Origin of the sequence: Evansella halocellulosilytica, from assembly GCF_002335745.1 — a bacterium.
Taxonomy (GTDB): domain Bacteria; phylum Bacillota; class Bacilli; order Bacillales; family Salisediminibacteriaceae; genus Bacillus_CA; species Bacillus_CA halocellulosilytica.
Window position 1 is genome coordinate 1,789,772 of record NZ_NIST01000001.1, and the last position, 22,318, is coordinate 1,812,089.

A 22,318-nucleotide genomic window follows, 5' to 3' on the forward strand; every position below is an offset into this window, starting at 1 on the left:
TTCTAATAAAGCTGAATGAATCGCACTTAATCAATTTAAATTCCTCTTTCTTTATTTCAACTTCCTCCCTTTTTTACATTTTGATCTAATACACTGTACAAAAAATCTATAAAGTTTATTTCTGCATAATTTTCTCAGCTAAGAAAGAAAATACTAAAAAAGGAGCAGGGGGAGTTTAATGTGGACTGGCATAGTTTGATCGAGCGAATTATTGGGTTTCTACCTCAACGTTCTGTGTTGTTGTTTGCATTTGCGACCGGATTTACTGTTTTAATCATTCAATCTATCACGAACAAGTGTGAACGACTGTTAGAGCTTCCGTGGATGAAGCAAGAAAATATTGAACAGCGTCAGCAATTAATCGAACAATTGGACAATAATAACCAGAAAGGAGCACCACCTAAGTGAATCAAGCTCAGCAGCAATCTGCATATCAAATAGGCAATTTTGAAATGTGTGTTAGCTTGATTGCGATGATTTTAGGGACAGGAATTATAGTCCTTCCTCGAGGATTAGCGGCTGAGATGGATACAACAGACGGATGGATTTCTTTAATTATTAGTAATTTAATCATTATTTTTCTCATTTTTTTGATTGTCCGCTTACAGAAACAATATCCTGGGAGAACGATCATTCAATATTTAGCTGAAGGGAAAGTAGGCAAATGGATTAGTAAATTACTGGCGTTATCTTTTGTTCTTTACTTTGCATGTATAACAGCATATTTGTGCCGGTTTTTAACGATTGTCCTGAACATATACTTGCTACCAGAAACACCAAATGAAGTTCTCATGCTGCTGCTGCTCCTTTTATCAACGTACGGTGCTTCAAAAGGGGTTCAAGGGATCGTTCATCTTAATTTAATGTTTACACCCTTTGTTATCTTTGGGGCATTAGGAATTCTCGTATTTGAAATTCCAAATATAGATATTAATTATTTTAGACCTGTTCTTGCAGAAGGGATTAAACCGGTAGCTCTCGGTTTAAAAGAAACGACGTTTGCTTTTCTAGGCATAGAAATCTTATTTTTTTTTATGGCGTATATGAAGGCTTCTGAATTGCGTCCTGTTCCATTCATGGTTACCAATACATTTATAACGTTCCTTTATTTAATCATTCTTTTGATGACGTACGGAATTTTTGATTTAAACATGACGAAACAGGTTACCTTCCCATTAATTGAATTAGTTAAAGAGGTCAACATACCAGGGGAGTTTTTCGAGAGGGCAGAACCGTTTTTTGTGACGATATGGCTTATGACGATGTTTAATACATTTTCACTTAGTCAGATGTTAAGTACGAGACTATTAAAGAGGGAATTTTTGTTAAAAGTAAAAAAGATGTGGGTATCTTCATTTTTCGTATTCATCGTATTTATTTTGGCCTTTTTGCCGAAATCAATCGTGGAATTAGGGGTTCTTAGTGATTTGATTTCATATATGGGGGTCTTAAATATTACATTCTCATTACTATTCGGATACATAACGGTCTGGTTTAGAAGGAGAAAAAGTCGAATGAACAGAAAGGAGGTACAAGGGTGAACAAACTTGCTAGCGTATTCATCATCCTTTTTATATTCATTCAGACAGGGTGTTGGGACCAAAGAGAGATCGATGAACTTGGCTTTGTAATTGCTGTTGCGATTGACCCGACAGAAAATGGAAATGAAAACGAATTTACGACGACGTATCAATTTGCCGTTCCAGGCGCAATTGAAGAGGAAGGTGGGAATGGTGTAAGTAGCGAGAGCGCATTTTTTAATAAAGGAACTTCCAATACGACAAACCTTAAAGCAGCAAGAAATATGGCAAAACGAAGAAGCAGAATGGTGTTCTTTGAACATTTAAAAGTCATTATTATTAATGAAGATATAGCTAAGAATCCTGAATTTGAACACTTATTAGATTTCTATGTTCGTAATCATGAAATGCGCCGTAGCATCTATGTCTTGATCTCTAAAGGCTCAGCAAGGGACATCCTTGAAGGTAAACGCCCGTTAGCAGACATGCCAGCGATGTCCATAGATTTGATTCGAGAAAAAAACACAGATTTTACGTTTACGATGATTGAGCCGCGAGAGATCGGTGATATTGCATCGTTAATGATTGGAGGTCATAGTTTTTTAATGACACGAATTACGAGTAATGGAGGTGAACTTAAAATTGGTGGGGCTGCAATATTTAAAGGGGAAACAAATGAGTTAATTGGCTGGCTCGATGAAATGGAAGTCACGGGTTATAACTGGGTGATTGGCGAAACACATCATGGTGTCATGGAGGTTCCCTTCCAAGATGATGAGCTCATCGTTTTTGAAGCAGATGGAGTCCATTCTGATTTTGACTATGACCTTAAAAATAATCAGTTTCATATTGACATTCGAACTGAGGGGGTATTAGGAGAATCATGGATTCATCATATGGGGGAACTGGATGAAGAGATGATTAAGGAGATAGAAGCAGCAATTGGAGCGGAAATCGAAAAACGAGCTAATAATATAATTGAAAAAATGCAGACAGAATATTATGTAGATGTTTTTGAGTTATGGGAGGAAGTTCGTATTCATCATTACAAGTACTGGAAGGGAGTGGAAGGGAATTGGGATGGTGAAGATGGAGAGTTTGCTAAAGCGAACTTTACAGTTCATGCTGATGTCGAAATTCGGGATCACATGTTAATTGAAAGCATGGAATAAATCCGAGGATTCTGTTAGGTGGTGGTAATGGATGTTGTCGAAGCTATTTAAAAAGCTGATGAAAGACGAAGTAAGACAAGATAATGAATACGAAATGACGCTCTCTTCGGATTTAAAGACGACTATAGAGTCACTACAGAAAATCATTGGTGAAAGCAGTGACATCGTTCAGTATGACTTTATAATTGGTAAATCTATTCCTGCTGCTCTTTTTTATATCGATGGGTTAACGAACTCAGATGCGTTAGAAGAATATGTCTTAAAACCTTTACAACATTTTTTTTCACATGATATAGATAGTATTCAAGGACAAACTTTCGTAAATAAATTACTCCAAGAAGTGAGCCATTTTACTGAACTTGAGATTCATGAAACGTTCGACGAAGCTGTGCTTCCGTTTATGTCCGGTGATGCTTTGCTAGTCGTTCAAGGTATCGACCAAATTATTATTGTAGGAACACGTCAATTTAATGAACGAGGAATTGAAGAACCGGAAAGTGAAATTGTCGTACGCGGACCGCGGGACGGATTTAACGAAACATTGCAAACAAATGTCATCCTTATTCGACGAAGAATTCGCGATCCAAATTTAACCGTTCAATTTGGACAATTAGGACGACGATCAAAAACAGATTTTGCCTTGATTTATATGAAAGGAATTGCAGAAGAAAAGCTAGTGGAAGAAGTGAGGTACCGGCTTGCATGTATTAATATTGATCATGTCCCAGAATCAGGTACAGTTGAACAATTAATTGAAGACAATGTCATTTCACCGTTTCCGCAAATTTTACAGACTGAACGCCCAGATAAAAGTGCGTCAGCATTACAAAACGGACAAGTCATCATTCTCGTTGATGGAACGCCTTTTTCACTCATTACGCCCATTACATTTGAACAATTATTTAAATCATCAGAAGATTATTATGACCGGTGGCAAATTGGCACACTCATTCGCATTCTTCGTTATATAGGAGCGTTTATTGCGTTGTTTTTACCTGCTATATATATATCGATGGTGTCTTATCACCAAGGAATGATTCCGACGACAATGGCCTTATCGATAGCAGCAGGTAGAGAAGGGGTTCCTTTTCCTTCATATATTGAAGCATTATTAATGGAATTTACGTTAGAGATGTTGCGAGAAGCCGGGATTCGACTTCCACGCCCAGTCGGGTCGACAATCGGGATTGTCGGTGGACTCGTTATCGGTGATGCAGCAGTCAGGGCAGGAATCGTAAATCCTATAATGGTAATCGTTGTCGGCTTAACGGCAATTGCCTCATTTACGATTCCTGCATACAATGTCAGTATCGCAATTCGAATGTTAAGGTTCCTTCTTATGCTTTTTGCAGCGCTTTTTGGCCTTTTTGGAGTCATCGTCGGTTACATTATGATTAATATCCATCTCGTCGGTTTAAGAAGCTTTGGGAGGTATTATACATCACCATTTGCACCATATCGGATATTCGACTTGATTGATACAATCATTCGGCTTCCGCTGTCAGTAAATCAATTGAGAAATGATGCTTCAAGGTCCCAGGATGCAAAAAAACAAAGTTAAAAGAGGCGTTGCTGAGAATGGCTGCCTTTGTCGACAGCCTTAATGCTTTTCTTAAAGGTTAAGAAAGTATAAAATATCAATCTCTCGATTGTCGTCTAGCTTCAGCGAAGAGCGTTACATCACGAGCTTCCACACGGATGTATGTGACTTCGGCGTTCCCGCAGGACGCGGGGGTTTTAGCCGAAGTTCTGATCTAACGAGTTGTCTCGACGGACAGGACGTCCTAATGCCGGGCATGCCACAGAACGTGGCGTATTGCCCGGTTGACGGATACACTCCAAAGCAATTTTAGTAGAGGAAGAGACAAGCTTTCGACATTCCTTTATCTCACTCGGCCCAGTCCGACAAACACGGACGTTCTAGTGTCGGGCATGCCACAGGACGTGGCGTTTTGTCCGATCAGTTTTCTTCGTCGATAACCAAAGGCGCTTGCGCTTTTCTTATTATGCAGTAATAAGTTTTTTCTTTTCTTTTGATATTTGTGTATAACTTGAAAGCAGCCTGCTAAAAATATCATCCCATGATTGATCTTTTGCAAATTTTTGAGCTTTTGAAGCCATTTCTGCGCGAAGCAGACGACTCTCTATTAATGATTGTACGGCAGCTTTAAACGATTCAGTTTTCCCTGGTTCACATAAATAACCGTTTTGTTCATGAGTAATTAATTGTTGAACCCCTCCTGCTCTTGCGCCTACTACAGGCAATCCTGATGCCATTGCCTCCAAAACGACGTTTCCGAATGTTTCTGTTGCGGACGGGAAGAGGAATATATCACTTGACGCATAAATATTTGCGAGTTCTTCTCCTTCGATAAAACCGGTGAATGTAACGTTATCTGATGTTGATTCAGAAAGTGTTTTCAATAATGGACCGTCTCCGACGACAAGAAAGTGCGTATTGTTTTTTACTTGTTTAGGCAACGAGTGAAATGTTTCAAGGGCAAGGTTTATTTCTTTTTCAGGAGAGATTCTGCCAACGTAAAGTAAAATATGCTTTTCCCGTATACGGTATTTTTCTCGAATAGCCGTTGTTCGTTTAACTGGAGAAAAGAAAGTATGATCGACACCGCGCCCCCATATATCAATGTTGTCATGAATAGAGTGTTTGAGCAGTTTTTCTTTCGTTTCCAATGATGGGACATATACTTTTTCACAAGGACGATGAAACCATGTCATATATCGCCATATCCATTTTTCTAAAAACTGAAGGTTATAGTAATGAAGGTAGTCGTCAAAGTGTGTATGATAAGATGCAACGATCGGGATGCCATGTTTTTTGGCATAATGAAGACCGTATAGTCCGAGGTTAAACGGTGTAGCAATATGAATGAATGTTGGGTTGAATTTCTCTAACGTTAGTTTAATTTGAGCTGGATTTGGAATTGCGAGTCTGCATTCACGGTAAAGTAAAAATGGAAGACTCGTAAAGCGTTGAACTTGTGCTACGGTTGGAACTTGAGTACTGCTTTCCGGCGCAAAAACTTGAAAATCAACTTGATTTTCTTTTAAGTAACCTGTCAGTCTGTTTAATGTCCTTGCAACCCCATTTATTTCCGGAGCATACGTATCTGTAAAGATGGCAATTCTCATTATCCTTCCCCCTCTTTCAATGCTTGTAACACTCCTTATAATTAACAAAATACCAGGTAAATATAAAGTCAACGTTAAGGAATTATATAGTTTTTTAGGTGAAACTTTATAAAATTCCAACAGTAAATTTACAATGATGAACTATGATTAAATTAAGCGGAATTGTTCCAATTCTGTTTCAACATGTTACTTGTTTTTTTCGGACGATTTTCTGCATTGATGATATGAAAGTGAGTTAGGGCAATACAATTATTTACTTTAGGAGGGGGTAAGCCGTGAACCGCTTCGTCACTTGGGTAACTGTGAATGATGATCGCTTTTTCCTCATGGTAAATCAGCAGATGAAATGCAAAGTGCTCGATTTTGTCTTACCGCGAATTACACACGTAGGTGGTGCTCTTTTCACCTTATCATCTTTATTCATCTTAATCGTTTTGTTTCCTAATGATGTCAGGTATTGGGCGCTGCAAGGGCTCGCATCACTTACGATCAGTCACGTCATTGTTCATATCATTAAAAAGGCATATTGTCGTCCTCGGCCATACGCAAAATTATCTAATGTTCATTTATGTTCAAATCCGTTGAAGGATTACTCGTTTCCCTCTGGCCATACGACGGCGATTACTTCGATTGCGATTATTTTTTCTTACTATTTACCACTGCTGGCTTTATTCCTATTACCAATTGCCGCACTTGTAGGAATATCTAGAATGTATCTTGGTCTTCACTATCCGACTGATTGTATAATTGGAGCAATGCTTGGAGTTGTAAGTTCGATATTCGTTGTGCTGGCAACGAATGCCTTCTTTTAAAAAGTCTTTAATGAGAGGAAGGCCGGACAGGTTGGGAAATTAGGGAACAAATCGTGAAATGTCCAAACAAACCTGAAAGTCACAGCTGCAAAAACAGTAAAGCTTAAATATACAAAAACTCCGCACGTTCCTAAAAGCACTTGCATTGATTAATATCATGTAGGTGTTTTTTTTCGTGGTTATAAATATATTTTTGTTGAAATCCATACAATATAATGATAAGATTTCATAGATAAAGCCGATTAAACTACTCAGAATTATACGATATGAGGAGATGAACGATTTGAAAAAATTAGTAACGATTTTATCTATATCAACATTGATGTTACTCGGTGCGTGTGGTACAGCGGATGATGATGCAGATCAGCAAGACGACACGCAAGGGGATGCACCAGATACAGAAGAAACCGACATAGACGAAGGTGAAGATACATCTTGGCAAGATGTCGAAGAATCAGGCACACTCGTTGTTGGTACGTCAGGAACATATGCTCCTGTTACATACCACGATGAAAATAATGAACTCACTGGTTTTGACGTAGAAATGATGCGTGAAATTGCTGACCGACTAGAATTAGACGTCGAGTTCAGTATGATGGATTTTGACGGAATTCTTCCAGCGTTAAGAAATGGTCAAATTGATATTGCTGCACATGACTTTGCGGTTACGGAAGAACGAGAAGAGATTTTTACATTCACAAATCCATATAAATTCTCATATGGATCAGTGATTGTTCGTGCTGAGGATCTAGATGATTATGAAACTGCTCACGACTTAGAGGGTGTTCCGGTAGCACTTGGTTCTTTAACAAGTAATTATGCGGTGTTCGCAGACAATATTGGAGCTGACGGTACAGCATATGATGGCGGTGTCGATGCGATTTTACGTGATGTGTTAAATGGTAACCAAGACGCATATTTAAATGATACTCTTGTCTTGCAGCGAACGTTGGATGAGTTTGACGATGAGCGTCTTGCAGTGGCTGATCAAGTGAAGTATCATGCAACAGAAAGTGCATATCCGATGCTGCAAGGAAACTATTCCTTAAAAGAAGCGATTGATGAAGTGATTGAAGAAATGCGAGAAGATGGTACGATTGCGGAACTATCTGAAGAATTCTTCGGTGCGGATGCTTCTCAGCCTGTTGATGAAGATGAGGTTGTCAGCTTAGAAGGAAACTAAGGAAGAGGATCGGAGATACAAGGATTGTCCTTGTATCTTTTTTTCCACTTTTAAGGGTTGAAATGTAGATGATTGGGAATGGTTTAAACAAGCTGTCATTTTTCATTTTAGAAAGGAGGATCACAATGATTGAATGGTTCAGGGGCATTAATTGGGAGCACTTATACAACCCGCAATTAGCATGGGATTCATTGCCATTTTTATTGGATGCCGTGAAAATCACTCTCCTAATTGCTTTATTAAGTATGTTTTTTGCACTTATATTAGGGTTATTTTTAGCAATGGCACGAATGTCAAAACTATGGTTTTTAAGAGTGCCTGCTCGAATATATATTTCTTTTATGCGAGGAACTCCGCTACTCGTGTTTCTATTTATCCTTTATTATGGTCTTCCGGAGCTGGGAATCCAATTTCGGAGCGCAATTATAGCCGGGATTGTCGGGATCAGCTTAAATTTTGCTGCTTATAATGCAGAAGTTATCCGTTCTGCGCTCATGTCTGTTCCGAGAGGTCAATGGGAATCTGCAGCATCGTTGCAGATGGGCTACTGGCAAACGATGAGACGGATTATTATTCCACAGGCAACGAGGATCGCCCTGCCGCCAACGTTCAATATTTTTCTAGATGTCGTTAAAGGAACGTCGCTTGCTTCCGTAATTACGGTTCATGAATTGTTGTACGGAGCTCGGCTCGTCGCTGGGAGAACGTACGAGAGTATGACGATGTACATTACAGCAGCGATCATTTATTGGGTTATTTGCATTATTATCGGACACTTCCAAGAACGACTTGAGAAACGATATAACCGTTACTTAAATAATTAATAACAGGGGGATGGATTCATGATTAATGTGAAAAAACTAAAGAAATCATTTGGTACAAATACCGTCCTCGAATCGATAGATTTCAATGTAAATAAAGGCGAGGTTGTTTGTTTAATCGGTCCTTCAGGATCTGGAAAAACGACATTGCTCCGTTGTTTAAACTTATTAGAAATCCCAAACAATGGAACGATTTCGATAGGCGAAAAAACGGTTCAGTTTGACGGGAAAAAAGTAAGTAAACGGGATATTAAGGAGTTAAGAAAGTATTCAGGAATGGTCTTTCAAGGGTTTCACCTTTTTCCTCATAAAACTGTAATTGAAAACATCATTGAAGCTCCGCTCATTATCCAAAAGAGAAATAGGAAAGACCTTATTTCTGAAGGTGAGAAGCTGCTTAATAAAGTTGGAATGATTGATCATAAAGACAAATACCCTGATTCATTGTCAGGCGGACAACAGCAGCGTGCTGCAATTGCCCGTTCTCTTATGATGAATCCAGACGTTCTCCTCTTCGATGAACCGACGTCTGCGTTAGACCCTCAATTAGTTGGTGAAGTACTTCGAGTGATCGAATCGCTTGCGAAAGAAGGGCAGACGATGGTAATCGTAACGCATGAAATGAATTTTGCCCGACGTGTTGCGGATAAAGTGTTGTTTATGGATGATGGGTATATTATTGAAAGCGGCCATGCACAAGATGTGCTGGAAAATCCAGAAAAACAACGAACGAAAGAATTTTTACAGTTACTAAGCGAATAACAGAAGAGGTATGATCGTTTCATATATAAGCGTAAAGGTATTAAAGAATGGACGTGAAGCATATGAAAAGTATCATTCTCTCGATATGATGATCTCTGGTGGAATCAACGTCTTTCCAAAAGAGGTCGAGGAAGTCCTCATTCAACATCCGAGTATTTCCGAAAGCGCTGTCTTAGGGGGTCTCATGAAGATTCGGGAGAGAAGTCGTGGCTTATGTTGTTATAAAAGATGTGAATGATGACATCTAAAGTGACTGTAGAACAATTTTTATCAGCAAACTGGCACATTATAAAATCATTGATCAATTGACACGCAATCTAACGGGAAAAATATTAAAGCGTCAATTAACGACGATGATCAAGTGAAACGTGATTATGAACGGAAATTGGTAGGATAAAATGATCGTAAGCTGTACACTTGAAGAAGAAACCTGTGACTTTACTAAACGAGACACAGGTTTCTTTTGTCGGTTAATTAAAGTTCCCCTCTCTCCATCATGCTGAGAAGAGGGCTGTTCGATTTTACAATATCATCGTTAGCCCGTTCGCAAATTTGTGTAGCAGCTAATTGAGCTTTTTCAACGACGGATTTTTCGTCGACGTTTAACACTTTTCGGTCTTTCATGATGAAATTCCCATCAACGATAACCGACTCAACTTCATTTCCCTTTGCTGAATAAACTAGGTTCGGTACGATGTTTCGGATTGGGGTTGAAATGACCGGCGACATACTTGGCTGCTCCAAATCGATTACGATCATATCCGCTTTTTTCCCCTTTCTTAATGAGCCGATTTCATCGTCAAGTCCGATTACTTTTGCTGCTTCAATCGTCGCCAATCGTACAGCAAGTGGTGCAGGGAAAGTCGCTGGATTTTTCCGTTTCACTTTGTTAAGGATTGAGACAAACTTCATTTCATTAAACATATTGTTGCAGTTGTTTCCAGGTGCTTGGTCTGATCCGAGTGCGGTCGTACCACCAGCTTCAAGAAATTCGATAATTGGCGGAACGATTCCGTCGATGATCCCGATACTGCCAGAGCAATTGATCATGGCGGCATGTCGTTTTGCGACTAGCTCAGTTTCTGCCTTTGTTGCCTCCGTTAAATGGACAGCGAGCAGACGCTCGTTTAAATATCCGATTTCGTCTAAAAACGGGATCGATCGTTTTCCATAACGTTTTTCCATTTGGTTAATCTCGCGGTCCCCTTGAGCAACATGCATATGAAGCTTTGTATCGTATTTTTCCGCCAAGCTTTGCATCTCTTTCAAGAGCTCAAGGCTCATCATGTCTGGACCATGAGGACCGAGCATACAAGTGATTCGCCCATTCTCACTTTCGTGCCAATCTTCAAATAATTTTATGTTGTTTTGCAGCTTTTCCTCACCGATTGACGAATAGAACGGATAAAGTTCACCAACAGGAATATCACCGATATCATCAGGAATTTCATTAACAAGCTCTGTGACCCTCGCTCGTGCCCCGACTTTTTGATAATTTTTTACGATTTCATTCATGTTACCATCATAGTCACAAAATGTTGTCGTACCGGCTTTAATCGCTTCAACGATATTGAGCATCGAGCCTTTCACGTTATCTTCTGGTGTAACGTGCTTCATAAACGGCCATAGTCCTTCTTGCATCCAGTTTCCCATATCTTGTGCAACACCTCGAACAATCGCAAGACCAGTGTGCATATGAGCATCAATCAATCCAGGCATCACAAGCTTATTTTTTGCATCAATCAGCTCATCACATGAATAATGACGAGTGATCTCATCCGCTAGTCCGACAGCTTCGATAAGATTTCCTTTAACTGCAATTGCTCCATTTTCAATCATGCCTACTCCTTGGCCTTCCATTGTCATCACATAGGCATTTGTAATAATCGTATTAACTTTCATCAGTTTCAACTCCTATTATTCTTATTGACTAGACATTTAATTGATTATCGACTTTTGTATCATCGACTCTCCGTTTCACATGCTTATTTAATAAATATAGTGCGGCTCCTATCGCGACGGTTGTTGCGATAATACCGATCCACGGTATTCCCGTAATACCACCAGCTAGGAAGCCAATAAATGCAGCCCCGCCAACAGTGAGCGCATATGGCAGCTGAGTATTAACGTGTTCAATATGATCACAAGCTGCCCCAGTAGATGCTAGAATTGTCGTATCCGAAATAGGTGAACAGTGGTCACCGAATAGTCCGCCGCTTATGACAGCTCCGATAATGAGAGGAAGCGGAACACCTAAAGCATCAGCCATTGGTATCGCGATCGGCATCATAATTGCAAATACACCCCAAGAACTTCCGGTTGAAAAGGCGATAACTGCACCTAATGCAAAAATGATCGCAGGGATAATACTAGCATGTAAGTAACTGTCAGCAATTTGTGATAAATAATCACCTAGCCCCATTTCATTAGCGACACCGCCAATTGACCAAGCGAGTACTAGAATCATAGGTACGATAATAAGGTTTTTAATTCCTTTCGTCCATTCATCTATAGATGTCTTAAAGTCATGTAGGCGAGTCATCATAGAAATGAAAATGGCTCCGATAGATCCGACGATAAATCCGGCAGAAATCGCTAGTACGATATCTCCTTCGATAAAGGATGTTCGAAAGCCATTGTTTATAAGGTCACCTGACCAAAAGATTACCCCGAAAATCGTTGCAAATAGAAGTCCCATCGGAACTAAAAAGTTTTTCATCGTTAAGTGGTAGTCCTCTGGTAAGTCATCATTTTGGTCAACCATTAACGGTTTATCATTTTCTCCAATGAGTTTCCCTGTTTCAACAGCCCTTTTTTCGGCAACATACATCGGGCCGATATCTAAACCGGTGCGGATAACAAAGAGGACGGTGATCATGGCAAAAATACCGTATAGATTGTAAGGGATCATTGCGAGAAACAGACTCCACGGGTTATCCGAAAGACCGATGGCGACTAATTGAGTCCCGATTAACCCTGTAATGAATGGTCCATAACTACTAATCGGTGACATGGCTGCTAATGAAGCTCCCATTGAATCTAAAATATAAGCTAATTTCACTCTAGAGACATTTAATTTATCGGTTATTGGTCGCATGATCGTTCCTAAGATGAGAACAGGTTCTGTGTAGGAAAAAGCAAAGGCACTCGCCCACGTTGTTGTCTGTGCCCGTTTTCTCGTATTAATTTTTCTCGTTGCTACTTGAGCAAACGCTTGGGCAGCCCCTGACACTTTTAAAATATGGACGAATCCTCCAGCTAACGTCACTAAAATAAGAAGACCGGCATTCCAAGAATCAGCAATTGACGGAATAATGAAATCAGAGATTGTAGCAATAAATCCAACGAGTGGATTCCAGCTGTAAATGATCGTAGCACCGATCCAAACACCTGCAAACAATGAAACTAAAGTCTGCTTCGTTTTCAAAGCAATAATAATGGCTAACAATGGCGGGATAATCGCTAAAAAGCCATATTCCATAAAATTTCACCCCTTTTTTAAATGTTAGGAAAGTATAAAATATCAATCTCTCGATTGCTGTCTAAACTAGCAGGCACGAGCGTTTACTACAAGAGCTTCCACATGGATGTGATGACTTCGGCGTTCCCGCAGGAAGTGGGGGTTTTAGCCGAAGATCTTATCTTACGAGTTGTCTCGACGGACAGGACGTCCTAATGCCGGGCATGCCACAGGACGTGGCGTATTGCCCGGTTGACGGATCTAGCTTCAAAATGGTACTAGAAGAGGAAGAGGCAGCGCTTTTCTTAATGTAAGTATATAGACAAAAGCGGTAAGAACAATAAGTCTATGGATAACAGAATGACACCACCACCTTTATGGAAAAATTAGTACTCATTGCTTTGTTCCTGAATGGCATTGATTAGCACATCCATATGACGTTTCATATGATGGACGGCTAATTTAGGATCGCCTTTAGAGATTGCGTCGGCAATGAGCGTATGGTGTTCGCCGTACTCTTCACCTCGCTCTCTCGTAATTAAATCTGATATTTTTGCTTCAAGTTTTAGTTCTTCATAAATGAGAATATTAAGTGATGCAATTAAAAACCTGTTCTGAGAGGCTTCAGCAACCTTTTCATGAAAATGACAGGCTGTGGGGTTTGGGTCGTGATGGTTGGTCACTTCATGTTCATGCTCATGAATTGAATGATATAACGCTTCAATATGGTGAGGCTCTGCACGTAAAGCTGCTAATCGCGCTGTTTCACATTCAATCGTTTTTCTCGCAATAAGCAGGTCGAGCAATTCGTTCAAGTCATGAGGTTTTGATGCATCCATTAAATGATGCTGGAGTTTCTTTCGTTCGACTTCTTCAGTTAATTGCTTAATATAGGCTGCACCTTGTTCAGTTAACACTCGGCCTTGATTTTCAATGAGCCGGCTATGTTTTTTTGCATCTAGCGCTTTTAAGATCCTCCCTACTGTTGCAATGCTCACATTTAGTCCGTTTTCTTCTAAAATACTTTTTAAAACCCAAGAACCTAGTGGACTATCTGCATCTTTCATCGTTTTTAGCAATAGAAATTCCGTTAATTCTCCTTTAGTAGAAAAGAAGTGATAATCAGTAATATATGACTTATAATCGGGTAACTTTTGATTTTTCATTGTTTCAACTCCTATATTTAGCACCTCCTCATCAATGAGGAGGCATAATTATGTCTATTCTTGATTGTATGTTAAATTCCCTTCTTTTTTTGTAAATCATGTTTTGTTTTTTTAGATCATGTTTTTGCGGACACTGGATTCGTTATTGTGATTGAAACGGTTTACTTTGGTAGTTGATCGGCCATCCTGGACCTATGTCAAGAAAGTAGACACCTAAATAACGAATTTTTGGATTTATAGTTGCTTTAACTAGTTGGCCTTTGTTCACCTTTCGAAAAGTATAGATAATTCAGCGGAAGCGTCAAGCCCAAACCGCTTGACCCCTCCACTTCATCATCTGTTTGATGGTTAGGTGAAGTAAGGGCCAAACTACTACTCGTATTAAGCAGCTTTCCTATCAAACTGCTTTGCATATTGCATTGGTGACAGGTATCCAATAGAACTGTGTATTCTTTTGCGATTATAGAAAAACTCAATGTATTGGAACATACTAGTATAAGCCTGCTCCTTGGTTTTAAACCGACGACCTTTTAATAATTCTTTTTTCAAAACACTAAAAAATGATTCTACACAAGCATTGTCATAACAATTGCCAGTACGACTCATACTAGCTTCCATACCATAACTTTCGAGTCGTTGACGATATTCTTTTGATGCGTATTGAGTACCTCGGTCTGAATGATGGATTAAGTCTTTGTTTGGATTTTTTGATTCATAAGCATTTTCCAGAGCTTCTAACACGATTTCATTTGCCATGTGACCTTTAAGACTCCAGCCAACAATTTCACGAGTACAAAGATCAAGGATGACCGCCAAGTATAATTTCCCCTGGCGACAAGGAATATAGGTAATATCAGCACCCCAAACCTTGTTAGGAGCTGCTATACGAAAGTTTTGATCCAATTTATTAGGAGCGATAGGATTTGCATGATTAGAATCTGTTGTAACGACCTTGAACTTCTTTGACACACAAGAGCGTAACCCTAGCTCATTCATATATTTACTAACTGTTCTTTGACTAACTTGATAGTTTTCTTTCCACAACATTTGGGTGATTTTCGGACTACCATAAATCCCATGACTATCTTTAAAATGGTACTCGATTCGGTCTTGAATTTCTCTTTTTCGAAGCTCTTGTTGACTAACCTCACGTTTTTTCCACTTGAAATAGCCACTCCGCGATACTTGCAGTACTTTACACATCTTCTTCACTGAAAATTCGGAGCTATGCTTTTCAATGAATTCGAACCTCATGGCCGTGGTTTGCTGAAGATGTGCACCGCCTTTTTTACAATTGCCAACTCTTCTTGAGTGTCTGCTAGTTTGCGGTCTTTTTCTCTTAATTGACGTTCTTGATCTCGTAACTGTTGTTCTAATTTACGAATACGTTCCTCACTTGCCAGTGGTTCATTATCAAATTCTCGATATTGAGTCATCCACTGATGTAGGCAACTTAATGGAATATCTAATTCTTGTGCTATGTCTCTCATCGTTTTCTTTTGCTTTTGCTCTTGAGCAAATTTAACTGTTTGACGTTTAAATTCTTCACTATACCTTTGCCGACGTTCACCCATGGGAACCCCTCCTTGTATTATCATCTCATCATGTCCAATTATAATGTTCGTTAAAGGGGTGTCCACTTTTTATTCTATATTCATCCATTCCGCTAATAGGAGATTGCGCAACACTTTTTGCTCTTTTTTCACGACGTAACGGATCTTTCATGTCCTTAACCACAATGAACATGGCTTATTTTGTGAATATAAGAGATCTGATGTCCGCATAAGCATAAGAGAATGCTAGACGAATGAATGTGTAGCCCCTTTTATGATAAAGTAAAAAAATAGTAGTAATATGCATGTAAGGGAGGATTTACATATGAACCGAGCTGAACAAGCAGCACAAAAACAGCTGGATGCTTATAACAAAGGAGATATCGACGCATTTATCGACGTCTATCATGACGATGTCAAAGTCTATGATTTTCCGTCAAATGAGTTGAAGCTTTCCGGGGTAAAGGAAATGAAAAAACGATATGGAAAACTATTTGAAGACAATCCGAATCAGCATGCAGCATTGCTCTCAAGAATGACGCATGGAAACATCGCCATCGATCATGAACATGTGACAGGTCGTGCCAATGGGGAAGACGTATATGCAATTGCGATGTATGAAGTAATCGATGACAAAATCACAAAAGTATGGTTTGTAAAGTAAAACCATATTAACAAATTCCAATCTATTACCATGTGCCTGGCACATGGTAATAGATTGGAATTGTGGAGGTGGGTAAATGAAAAAAATGATTATTTCGTGGAGCGGTGGGAAAGACAGCTGTTTTATTTTAGACAAACTTGTCAAGCAAGGTTACGAAATAGCAGGATTGTTAACGACAGCGCCAAAAGAGTATGGCAGAAGTTTTGGACATGCATTGCAGTTAAAGATTTTAAGAGATCAGGCAGAAGCACTCGCGTTGCCGATTTATTTTATTGAAAGTGATATGAAAAGCTATACGGAAGCATTCGTCACAAAATTGAAAGAATTGCGTGATTCGATCGGAATTGAAGCAGTAGGATTTGGCGATTTATATTTGGACGGGCACCGAGAATGGGGAGAAAAAGTCGTAGCGGAAGCAGGACTTGAAGCCGTTTACCCGCTTTGGATGAAACAAGAACAAGCATTAAGTGTGTTGAAAGAATTTACCGAAACAGGGTACGAAGCAATCGTGACGAGGGTTGACCCGAAACGTTTTTCAGAAGAGTATTTAGGCCGTCCAGTCAATCGTAAGTTTTATGAAGCCGTGCAACAGTTTCCGATTTGTCCAATGGGAGAAAGTGGCGAATATCATACGCTAGTCGTTGATGGACCGTTATTTAACAAGCGGATAAACTTATTGGAAGCGAACATTCGTGCAATGGAGACGACTTTGCTTTATGATATCGAATCGTATGAACTGAACAAAAAAGCTGTAGAATAGGAGCTGATGTTGAATGAGAGAGCTATTGCAGGAGTTAACGAAACTTTCCGGACCTTGTGGGTTTGAACATGATGTCGCCCGCTACATATATGAGCGTGTATCAAAGATTACAGATGATGTATCGATTGATGGAATCGGAAATGTCATTGCGAAAGTAAATGGAGCAAATGATGGGCCTTCACTCGTCGTTTCTGCTCACATGGATGAAATCGGCTTTATCGTTAAGAAAATTGAGAAAAATGGACTCATTCGTTTTGAAAAATTAGGCGGTCATGATGACCGAATATTATTAGCTCAAAAAGTTCAAATCAGAACAGAGAATGGCATCCGGTATGGCGTCATTGGGACGATTTCTGCTCACATGATGAAATATGATAACCCGGAGAAAGTTAGAAAGCACTCTGAGCTTTATATCGATGTCGGTGTAGATTCAAAAGCAGAAGTAACGGAACTTGGAATTCAAATTGGAGACCCCATCACTTGGGCAGCAGGAGAAATTGAATTTGGCAAAAATAGAATCATCGGAAAAGGGTTCGACGATCGAGTTGGCTGTGCCATTTTATTAAATGCATTAGAAGAAACAGATTTCTCAAACGTTTACGGAACTGTGTACGCTGTTTTTTCTGTCCAAGAGGAAGTCGGTTTACGAGGAGCGAAAGTCGCCGGCCAGCAAATTCAAGCAGATCTTTCATTAGCTATTGATACAACAGCTGTAAGTGATACACCCGAGGCAATGATGGACGACACGTTAGCACTTGGTAAAGGACCAGGAATTAAAGTGATGGATTTCAGTTTAATTGCCAGTGTTTCTGTGAGGAAAAAAATGATACAGGTAGCTGAAGAGCAGCAAATACCGTATCAACTCGAAGTGTTTCCGGGGATTGGTACTGACGGGGGAGCAATCAGTCAGTCACAGGACGGGGTTCCTACAGGTGTCATTTCGATTCCATCGAGGTATGCTCACTCTCCTGTAGAAGTTCTTGACCTTTCAGATATTGAAAACTCAAAGAATTTATTAAAGCAATTTATGTTAAGTATGCGCGAAAAAAGTGAGTTTCGCTTTATATAATTGAACCCAGATGAAGGAGGTGCTCTCATAATACTTTTGAGACACCTCTATTTCTTTTTCAACGGACAAGTGATTATGTGAATTTTCGCAATATACAAAATAAAAGATTGACCTATGAATTTATTAAACTATACAATCATAATGAGTAGTGTTTCTCGTTTTTTCTTTAAAAAATGGAGGCGATAATGTGGCAGAATTGATTAACTCAACCATTGGACAGCTTTTAGAAGAAGTAGCTAGAAAACAGCCGGAGCATGAGGCTGTCGTATATCCCGACCGCGGGCTACGGTATACATATCGAGAGTTTGATGACCGTTGCCGCCAAGTTGCAAAAGGGCTAATGAAGCTAGGAATTGAACGAGGAGAGAATGTGGCGATCTGGGCGACGAATCGGCCGGAATGGGTTACGACACAATTTGCTACAGGAAAAATGGGTGCAGTTCTTGTTACGGTTAATACGAACTACCGAACAGCAGAACTTGAGTTTCTTCTTAATCAATCAGATGCAACGACGATTTTCTTAATGGAGTCTTATCGCGATGCTTCCTATATTGATATGCTCTATGAAATTGCTCCAGAATTAAAAACATCAAAGCCAGGTCAATTAAATTGTAAGCGTTTACCGAAATTGAAAAATGTGATCTTTTTAGGAGAAGAGCGCCATCCGGGAATGTGGCTTTGGTCAGATATCCTAGAATTCGCAAATGAGGTAGATGATGCTCAGTTAGAAAAGAGAATGAATGAATTATCGAGCGATGATGTGATCAACATGCAATACACATCAGGCACGACTGGTTTTCCGAAAGGGGTCATGTTAACGCACTATAACTTAGTGAACAATTCTGCTAATATTGCTGAATGTATGAAGCTGACACGAGAAGATCGAATGTGTATACCGGTACCGTTTTTCCACTGTTTCGGATGTGTGTTAGGAATATTAGCTTGTGTCAATGCAGGCTCGACAATTGTTCCAGTTCAAGAATTTAATCCAAGAGAGGTTCTTCAAACCGTTCAAGATGAGAAGTGTACTGCATTGCACGGTGTCCCGACGATGTTTATCGCTGAATTAAATGATAAAGAGTTTGATTCATTTGATTTATCGACATTACGCACGGGAATCATGGCTGGTTCTAATTGCCCGGTTGAAGTGATGAAAGGGGTCATAAATAAAATGGGCGCAAATGAGATTACGATCGCCTACGGACAGACGGAATCATCCCCTGTCATTACGCAGACGAGAGTGAATGACTCGTTAGAACGAAGAACGAACACAGTCGGGCGCGCCTTGCCGAACGTAGAGGTGAAAATCGTTGAACCATATACAGAAAACGAAGTTCCTCATGGTGTTCAAGGAGAGTTAATTACAAGAGGGTATCATGTCATGAAAGGGTACTATAAACAGCCAGAAGAAACGAAGGCAGCGATTACCGAAGACGGCTGGCTCCATACAGGAGACCTCGCAGTTATGGATGAAGACGGATATTGTCGTATTACCGGCAGATTAAAGGAAATGATTATCCGCGGAGGAGAAAACATTTATCCGAGGGAGATCGAGGAATTCCTATATCAGCATCCGAAAATCTTAGATGTTCAAGTCGTCGGTATCCCTGATGAAAAATACGGTGAGCAAGTGTCAGCATGGATTCGCGTAAAAGAAGGAGCACATTTAACAAGAGAAGAAGTACTCGAGTTTTGCGACGGAAAAATTGCTCGTTATAAAGTTCCTTATTACATTGAATTCGTCGACGAATACCCAATGACTGCATCTGGGAAAATCCAAAAATACAAGCTGCGCGAAAAAGCCGAGCAACAATTTAAATTATCGTAAAATAAGTAAAAAATATCCAGGTGCCTGGCACCTGGATATTTTTTACATTCGTCCTGTGTGGTGGGGTCTAATGGTGAAAGTCTCGTTCTAATTAGCTTGTTGGAGCGTGTTCTTTGATCAAACGATGCCGTTCACGTAAACTAGTAATAAAGAAGTGGTTGAAGGAGAGACGAGCATGAGTTGGCACATTAAATCTTTTGAGGATCTAACGAATCTTGAATGGCATGAAATAATGAAAGAAAGAATGGCTGTTTTTGTTGTCGAGCAAGGGTGTGCGTACATGGACATTGACGGGCACGATCCGAACTCATATCATTTATTTTTTAAAGAAGACAATGAAATCGCAGCTTATGCAAGGCTCATGCCGAGCGGAACGATTTATCGAGAGGCATCGATTGGACGAATAATTGTTAAAAAAGAGCATCGCGGCAAAGGATATGCACGAGAAATCATGGAGCGAGGCATGAAGTTTTTAATAGTAGAAATGAAAGAGAGCGAGATAAAGCTACAAGCTGAATATTACATAAAAGACTTATACGCTTCATACGGTTTTCAAATCATCTCTGACATCTTCCTCGATGAAGGGATCGAACACGTAAATATGCTGTACAAAGTGTGAGGGGATAAGAGAGCTAGCAATAGTATACATGAGTTGCCTGCAAATAAACTCATGCAGAGTAAAGGAGTGGCAAACATGACATGGAAAATCAAATTTTTCGATGAACTGACGACGACTGAACTGTACAACATCTTAAAAGAACGGGTTCAAATTTTTATTGTTGAACAACAATGTCCGTACCCAGAAATTGATGACAATGATCAAGTCGCTTACCATATTTTTAACGAAAAAGACGGAGAGGTTGCAGCTTATGCTCGTGTTCTTCCGAAAGGGACGACATATGATGAAGCAGCAATTGGCCGCGTCATCGTAAAAAAAGAGTATCGAGGGCATGGGCTAGGCAATGAACTGATGGAGCAGGCGATGAATTTACTCACAAACCGATTAGACGAAACAGAAATTAAGCTGTCTGCACAAGATTATATCAAACATTATTATGCGGCATTCGGCTTTAAGCAAGTATCTGACGTCTATTTAGAAGACGACATACCTCATGTTGATATGCTTTATAAGAAGGAATGAAGAAATCTTAGAACTACTCCCCGGAAAAATTCGGGGCTATTTTTTTGAATATCGTATTGACTCTCACGTTGCGTGATACTTTATATTCATAAGTGAAGGGAGGCTGAAATGATGAAAGTGAAAGAAGTTGCAGATCTCGTTGGAATAAGTGTGCGCACATTGCATCATTACGATGAGATTGGGTTGTTGACTCCGGAACAAACAACTGAATCAGGTTATAGAATCTATTCTGACGAGAATCTCGAGACATTGCAGCAAATTTTATTTTTTAAAGAGCTTGGCTTTCCTTTAAAAAAAATAAAGCAGATTCTCGATCGTCCGTCATTTGATAGAAATGAAGCATTAATTATGCACAAAAAAATGCTGATTGAAAAACGTGAGCGAATCGATAAAATGATTGCGACGATTGATAAAACGATTCTGCACTCGAAAGGAGAAGTAACAATGACAAATAAGGAAAAGTTTGAAGGCTTTGATTTTAGCGATAATCCTTATGAAGATGAAGCACGTGAACGATGGGGAGACGAAGCTGTCGATAACTCAAATAAAAAAATAGCGAACATGTCAAATGAAGAAAAAGCGAAGCTGCAGCAGGCTTGTAATGATATTTATCAAAAACTAGCAACGATTCGTCATCAATCACCAGAATCGGATGAGGCACAAATAGCAATAAAAGCATGGTATGACCTCTTAAATAACAATTTTGGAACGTATACGCTAGATGCATTTAAAGGACTCGGGCAAATGTATACAGCAGACGAACGGTTCACGAAAAACATTGATCAATTTGGTGAAGGGTTAGCCAAATTTATGAGTGAAGCGATGGCTGTCTATGCTGATAAAAACAAATGAGATAATGCCGTGGACGACGTTTGCGTCCACGGCATGTTTACATCATTTAAAATGGCTGGTCATTTTTCCATGACAGCAAAATTAAATACTCTTCCGGAAGGCATATTTACAATTTCTCCGACTGTAATATTTTGTTTTATTAAGTTGTTGCGGAACTCATCAAAATGATTTGAGAAGAACATTAAAGAAGGTGTACCAAGATTTAATTCAGGAGACATTTTAGCAACGAATTTTTTATCATGCAGGATGATGCTCGTTTCTGCCTCCATTGTTGGAGCAATTTCAATCCACCTCATCCCCTGGTCATTCATTTATTCAGAAATAACACGAAACCCTGCTTTTTCTGTCCAAAAATCCACTGCCTTATCTTGATTATTGACATACAACATAATTTGACCGACTTTA

The 22,318-nt window shown here is 39.6% G+C and carries 21 protein-coding genes and 1 pseudogene; 15 read left to right on the top strand and 7 right to left on the bottom strand.

Features of this window, described 5'->3' with window-relative positions; all coding sequences use genetic code 11:
- Window positions 1–180 precede the first annotated feature (180 nt).
- Genes CD001_RS08500 through CD001_RS08515 form a run of 4 tightly spaced genes read left to right on the top strand, consistent with a single transcriptional unit; the run spans window position 181 to window position 4,253 of the window.
- A complete protein-coding gene (locus tag CD001_RS08500) occupies window positions 181–408 on the top strand; it encodes a hypothetical protein (protein ID WP_096187090.1) in 228 nt (75 codons plus the stop codon).
- Window positions 405–1,541, top strand: a complete 1,137-nt coding sequence (locus tag CD001_RS08505; RefSeq protein WP_096187091.1) for a GerAB/ArcD/ProY family transporter — start codon at window positions 405–407, stop codon at window positions 1,539–1,541. Before CD001_RS08500 ends, CD001_RS08505 begins: the two co-directional genes overlap by 4 nt.
- Entirely contained in the window at window positions 1,538–2,692 is a 1,155-nt protein-coding gene (locus tag CD001_RS08510; protein WP_096187092.1) for a Ger(x)C family spore germination protein, read from the top strand. Before CD001_RS08505 ends, CD001_RS08510 begins: the two co-directional genes overlap by 4 nt.
- Window positions 2,693–2,723: 31 nt before the next feature.
- Complete coding sequence (locus tag CD001_RS08515) at window positions 2,724–4,253, top strand: spore germination protein (RefSeq protein WP_096187093.1); 1,530 nt, start codon at window positions 2,724–2,726, stop codon at window positions 4,251–4,253.
- A gap of 443 nt (window positions 4,254–4,696) precedes the next feature.
- On the opposite strand, the gene CD001_RS08520 is transcribed toward CD001_RS08515, so the two are convergent.
- Entirely contained in the window at window positions 4,697–5,842 is a 1,146-nt protein-coding gene (locus CD001_RS08520) for a glycosyltransferase family 4 protein (RefSeq protein ID WP_096187094.1), read from the bottom strand.
- 275 nt (window positions 5,843–6,117) lie between these two features.
- Here CD001_RS08520 and CD001_RS08525 point away from each other — a divergent pair, with 275 nt between their 5' ends.
- The 4 genes from CD001_RS08525 (at window position 6,118) to CD001_RS08540 (ending at window position 9,420) form a co-directional block, all read left to right on the top strand.
- Window positions 6,118–6,654 carry a phosphatase PAP2 family protein gene (locus tag CD001_RS08525; protein ID WP_096187095.1) on the top strand — a complete coding sequence of 179 codons (537 nt, stop codon included), beginning with the start codon at window positions 6,118–6,120 and terminating at the stop codon, window positions 6,652–6,654.
- A gap of 283 nt (window positions 6,655–6,937) precedes the next feature.
- A complete protein-coding gene (locus CD001_RS08530; protein WP_096187096.1) occupies window positions 6,938–7,837 on the top strand; it encodes a transporter substrate-binding domain-containing protein in 900 nt (299 codons plus the stop codon).
- Between the two features lie 125 nt (window positions 7,838–7,962).
- On the top strand, window positions 7,963–8,661 hold the full coding sequence (locus CD001_RS08535; RefSeq protein WP_096187097.1) for an amino acid ABC transporter permease: 699 nt from the start codon (window positions 7,963–7,965) through the stop codon (window positions 8,659–8,661).
- 18 nt (window positions 8,662–8,679) lie between these two features.
- Window positions 8,680–9,420: an amino acid ABC transporter ATP-binding protein gene (locus CD001_RS08540; protein ID WP_096187098.1), complete on the top strand. Its 741-nt coding sequence runs from the start codon at window positions 8,680–8,682 to the stop codon at window positions 9,418–9,420.
- Between the two features lie 474 nt (window positions 9,421–9,894).
- On the opposite strand, the gene CD001_RS08550 is transcribed toward CD001_RS08540, so the two are convergent.
- The 5 genes from CD001_RS08550 to CD001_RS08570 all read right to left on the bottom strand — a co-directional run bounded on the left by CD001_RS08550 (window position 9,895) and on the right by CD001_RS08570 (window position 15,620).
- Window positions 9,895–11,322 carry an amidohydrolase family protein gene (locus tag CD001_RS08550; RefSeq protein ID WP_096187100.1) on the bottom strand — a complete coding sequence of 476 codons (1,428 nt, stop codon included), beginning with the start codon at window positions 11,320–11,322 and terminating at the stop codon, window positions 9,895–9,897.
- Window positions 11,323–11,350: 28 nt separating this feature from the next.
- Window positions 11,351–12,901, bottom strand: coding sequence for a Na+/H+ antiporter NhaC family protein (locus CD001_RS08555; protein WP_096187101.1), 1,551 nt, complete (start codon window positions 12,899–12,901; stop codon window positions 11,351–11,353).
- 365 nt (window positions 12,902–13,266) lie between these two features.
- Entirely contained in the window at window positions 13,267–14,046 is a 780-nt protein-coding gene (locus CD001_RS08560; RefSeq protein WP_096187102.1) for a FadR/GntR family transcriptional regulator, read from the bottom strand.
- 381 nt (window positions 14,047–14,427) lie between these two features.
- Entirely contained in the window at window positions 14,428–15,300 is an 873-nt protein-coding gene (locus CD001_RS08565; RefSeq protein ID WP_096186060.1) for an IS3 family transposase, read from the bottom strand.
- Window positions 15,297–15,620: a transposase gene (locus tag CD001_RS08570; protein ID WP_096186059.1), complete on the bottom strand. Its 324-nt coding sequence runs from the start codon at window positions 15,618–15,620 to the stop codon at window positions 15,297–15,299. The genes CD001_RS08565 and CD001_RS08570 overlap by 4 nt, the downstream gene beginning before the upstream one ends.
- Window positions 15,621–15,924: 304 nt before the next feature.
- Here CD001_RS08570 and CD001_RS08575 point away from each other — a divergent pair, with 304 nt between their 5' ends.
- The 7 genes from CD001_RS08575 to CD001_RS08605 all read left to right on the top strand — a co-directional run bounded on the left by CD001_RS08575 (window position 15,925) and on the right by CD001_RS08605 (window position 21,913).
- Window positions 15,925–16,263, top strand: a complete 339-nt coding sequence (locus tag CD001_RS08575; RefSeq protein WP_096187103.1) for a nuclear transport factor 2 family protein — start codon at window positions 15,925–15,927, stop codon at window positions 16,261–16,263.
- Window positions 16,264–16,339: 76 nt separating this feature from the next.
- Window positions 16,340–17,023, top strand: coding sequence for a Dph6-related ATP pyrophosphatase (locus CD001_RS08580; protein WP_096187104.1), 684 nt, complete (start codon window positions 16,340–16,342; stop codon window positions 17,021–17,023).
- A 13-nt stretch (window positions 17,024–17,036) separates the two neighbouring features.
- Complete coding sequence (locus CD001_RS08585; RefSeq protein WP_096187105.1) at window positions 17,037–18,092, top strand: M42 family metallopeptidase; 1,056 nt, start codon at window positions 17,037–17,039, stop codon at window positions 18,090–18,092.
- Between the two features lie 187 nt (window positions 18,093–18,279).
- Window positions 18,280–19,920: an AMP-binding protein gene (locus tag CD001_RS08590; protein ID WP_407081100.1), complete on the top strand. Its 1,641-nt coding sequence runs from the start codon at window positions 18,280–18,282 to the stop codon at window positions 19,918–19,920.
- A gap of 175 nt (window positions 19,921–20,095) precedes the next feature.
- Window positions 20,096–20,539 (top strand): GNAT family N-acetyltransferase, encoded by a 444-nt coding sequence (locus CD001_RS08595; protein WP_096187106.1) that lies wholly within the window; start codon window positions 20,096–20,098, stop codon window positions 20,537–20,539.
- A 75-nt stretch (window positions 20,540–20,614) separates the two neighbouring features.
- Window positions 20,615–21,061 carry a GNAT family N-acetyltransferase gene (locus tag CD001_RS08600; RefSeq protein ID WP_096187107.1) on the top strand — a complete coding sequence of 149 codons (447 nt, stop codon included), beginning with the start codon at window positions 20,615–20,617 and terminating at the stop codon, window positions 21,059–21,061.
- A 111-nt stretch (window positions 21,062–21,172) separates the two neighbouring features.
- Window positions 21,173–21,913, top strand: a complete 741-nt coding sequence (locus CD001_RS08605) for a MerR family transcriptional regulator (RefSeq protein WP_096187108.1) — start codon at window positions 21,173–21,175, stop codon at window positions 21,911–21,913.
- Window positions 21,914–21,972: 59 nt separating this feature from the next.
- Here the strand turns inward: CD001_RS08605 and CD001_RS08610 are convergent.
- A pseudogene (locus CD001_RS08610) lies at window positions 21,973–22,302 on the bottom strand (VOC family protein).
- Window positions 22,303–22,318 lie beyond the last annotated feature (16 nt).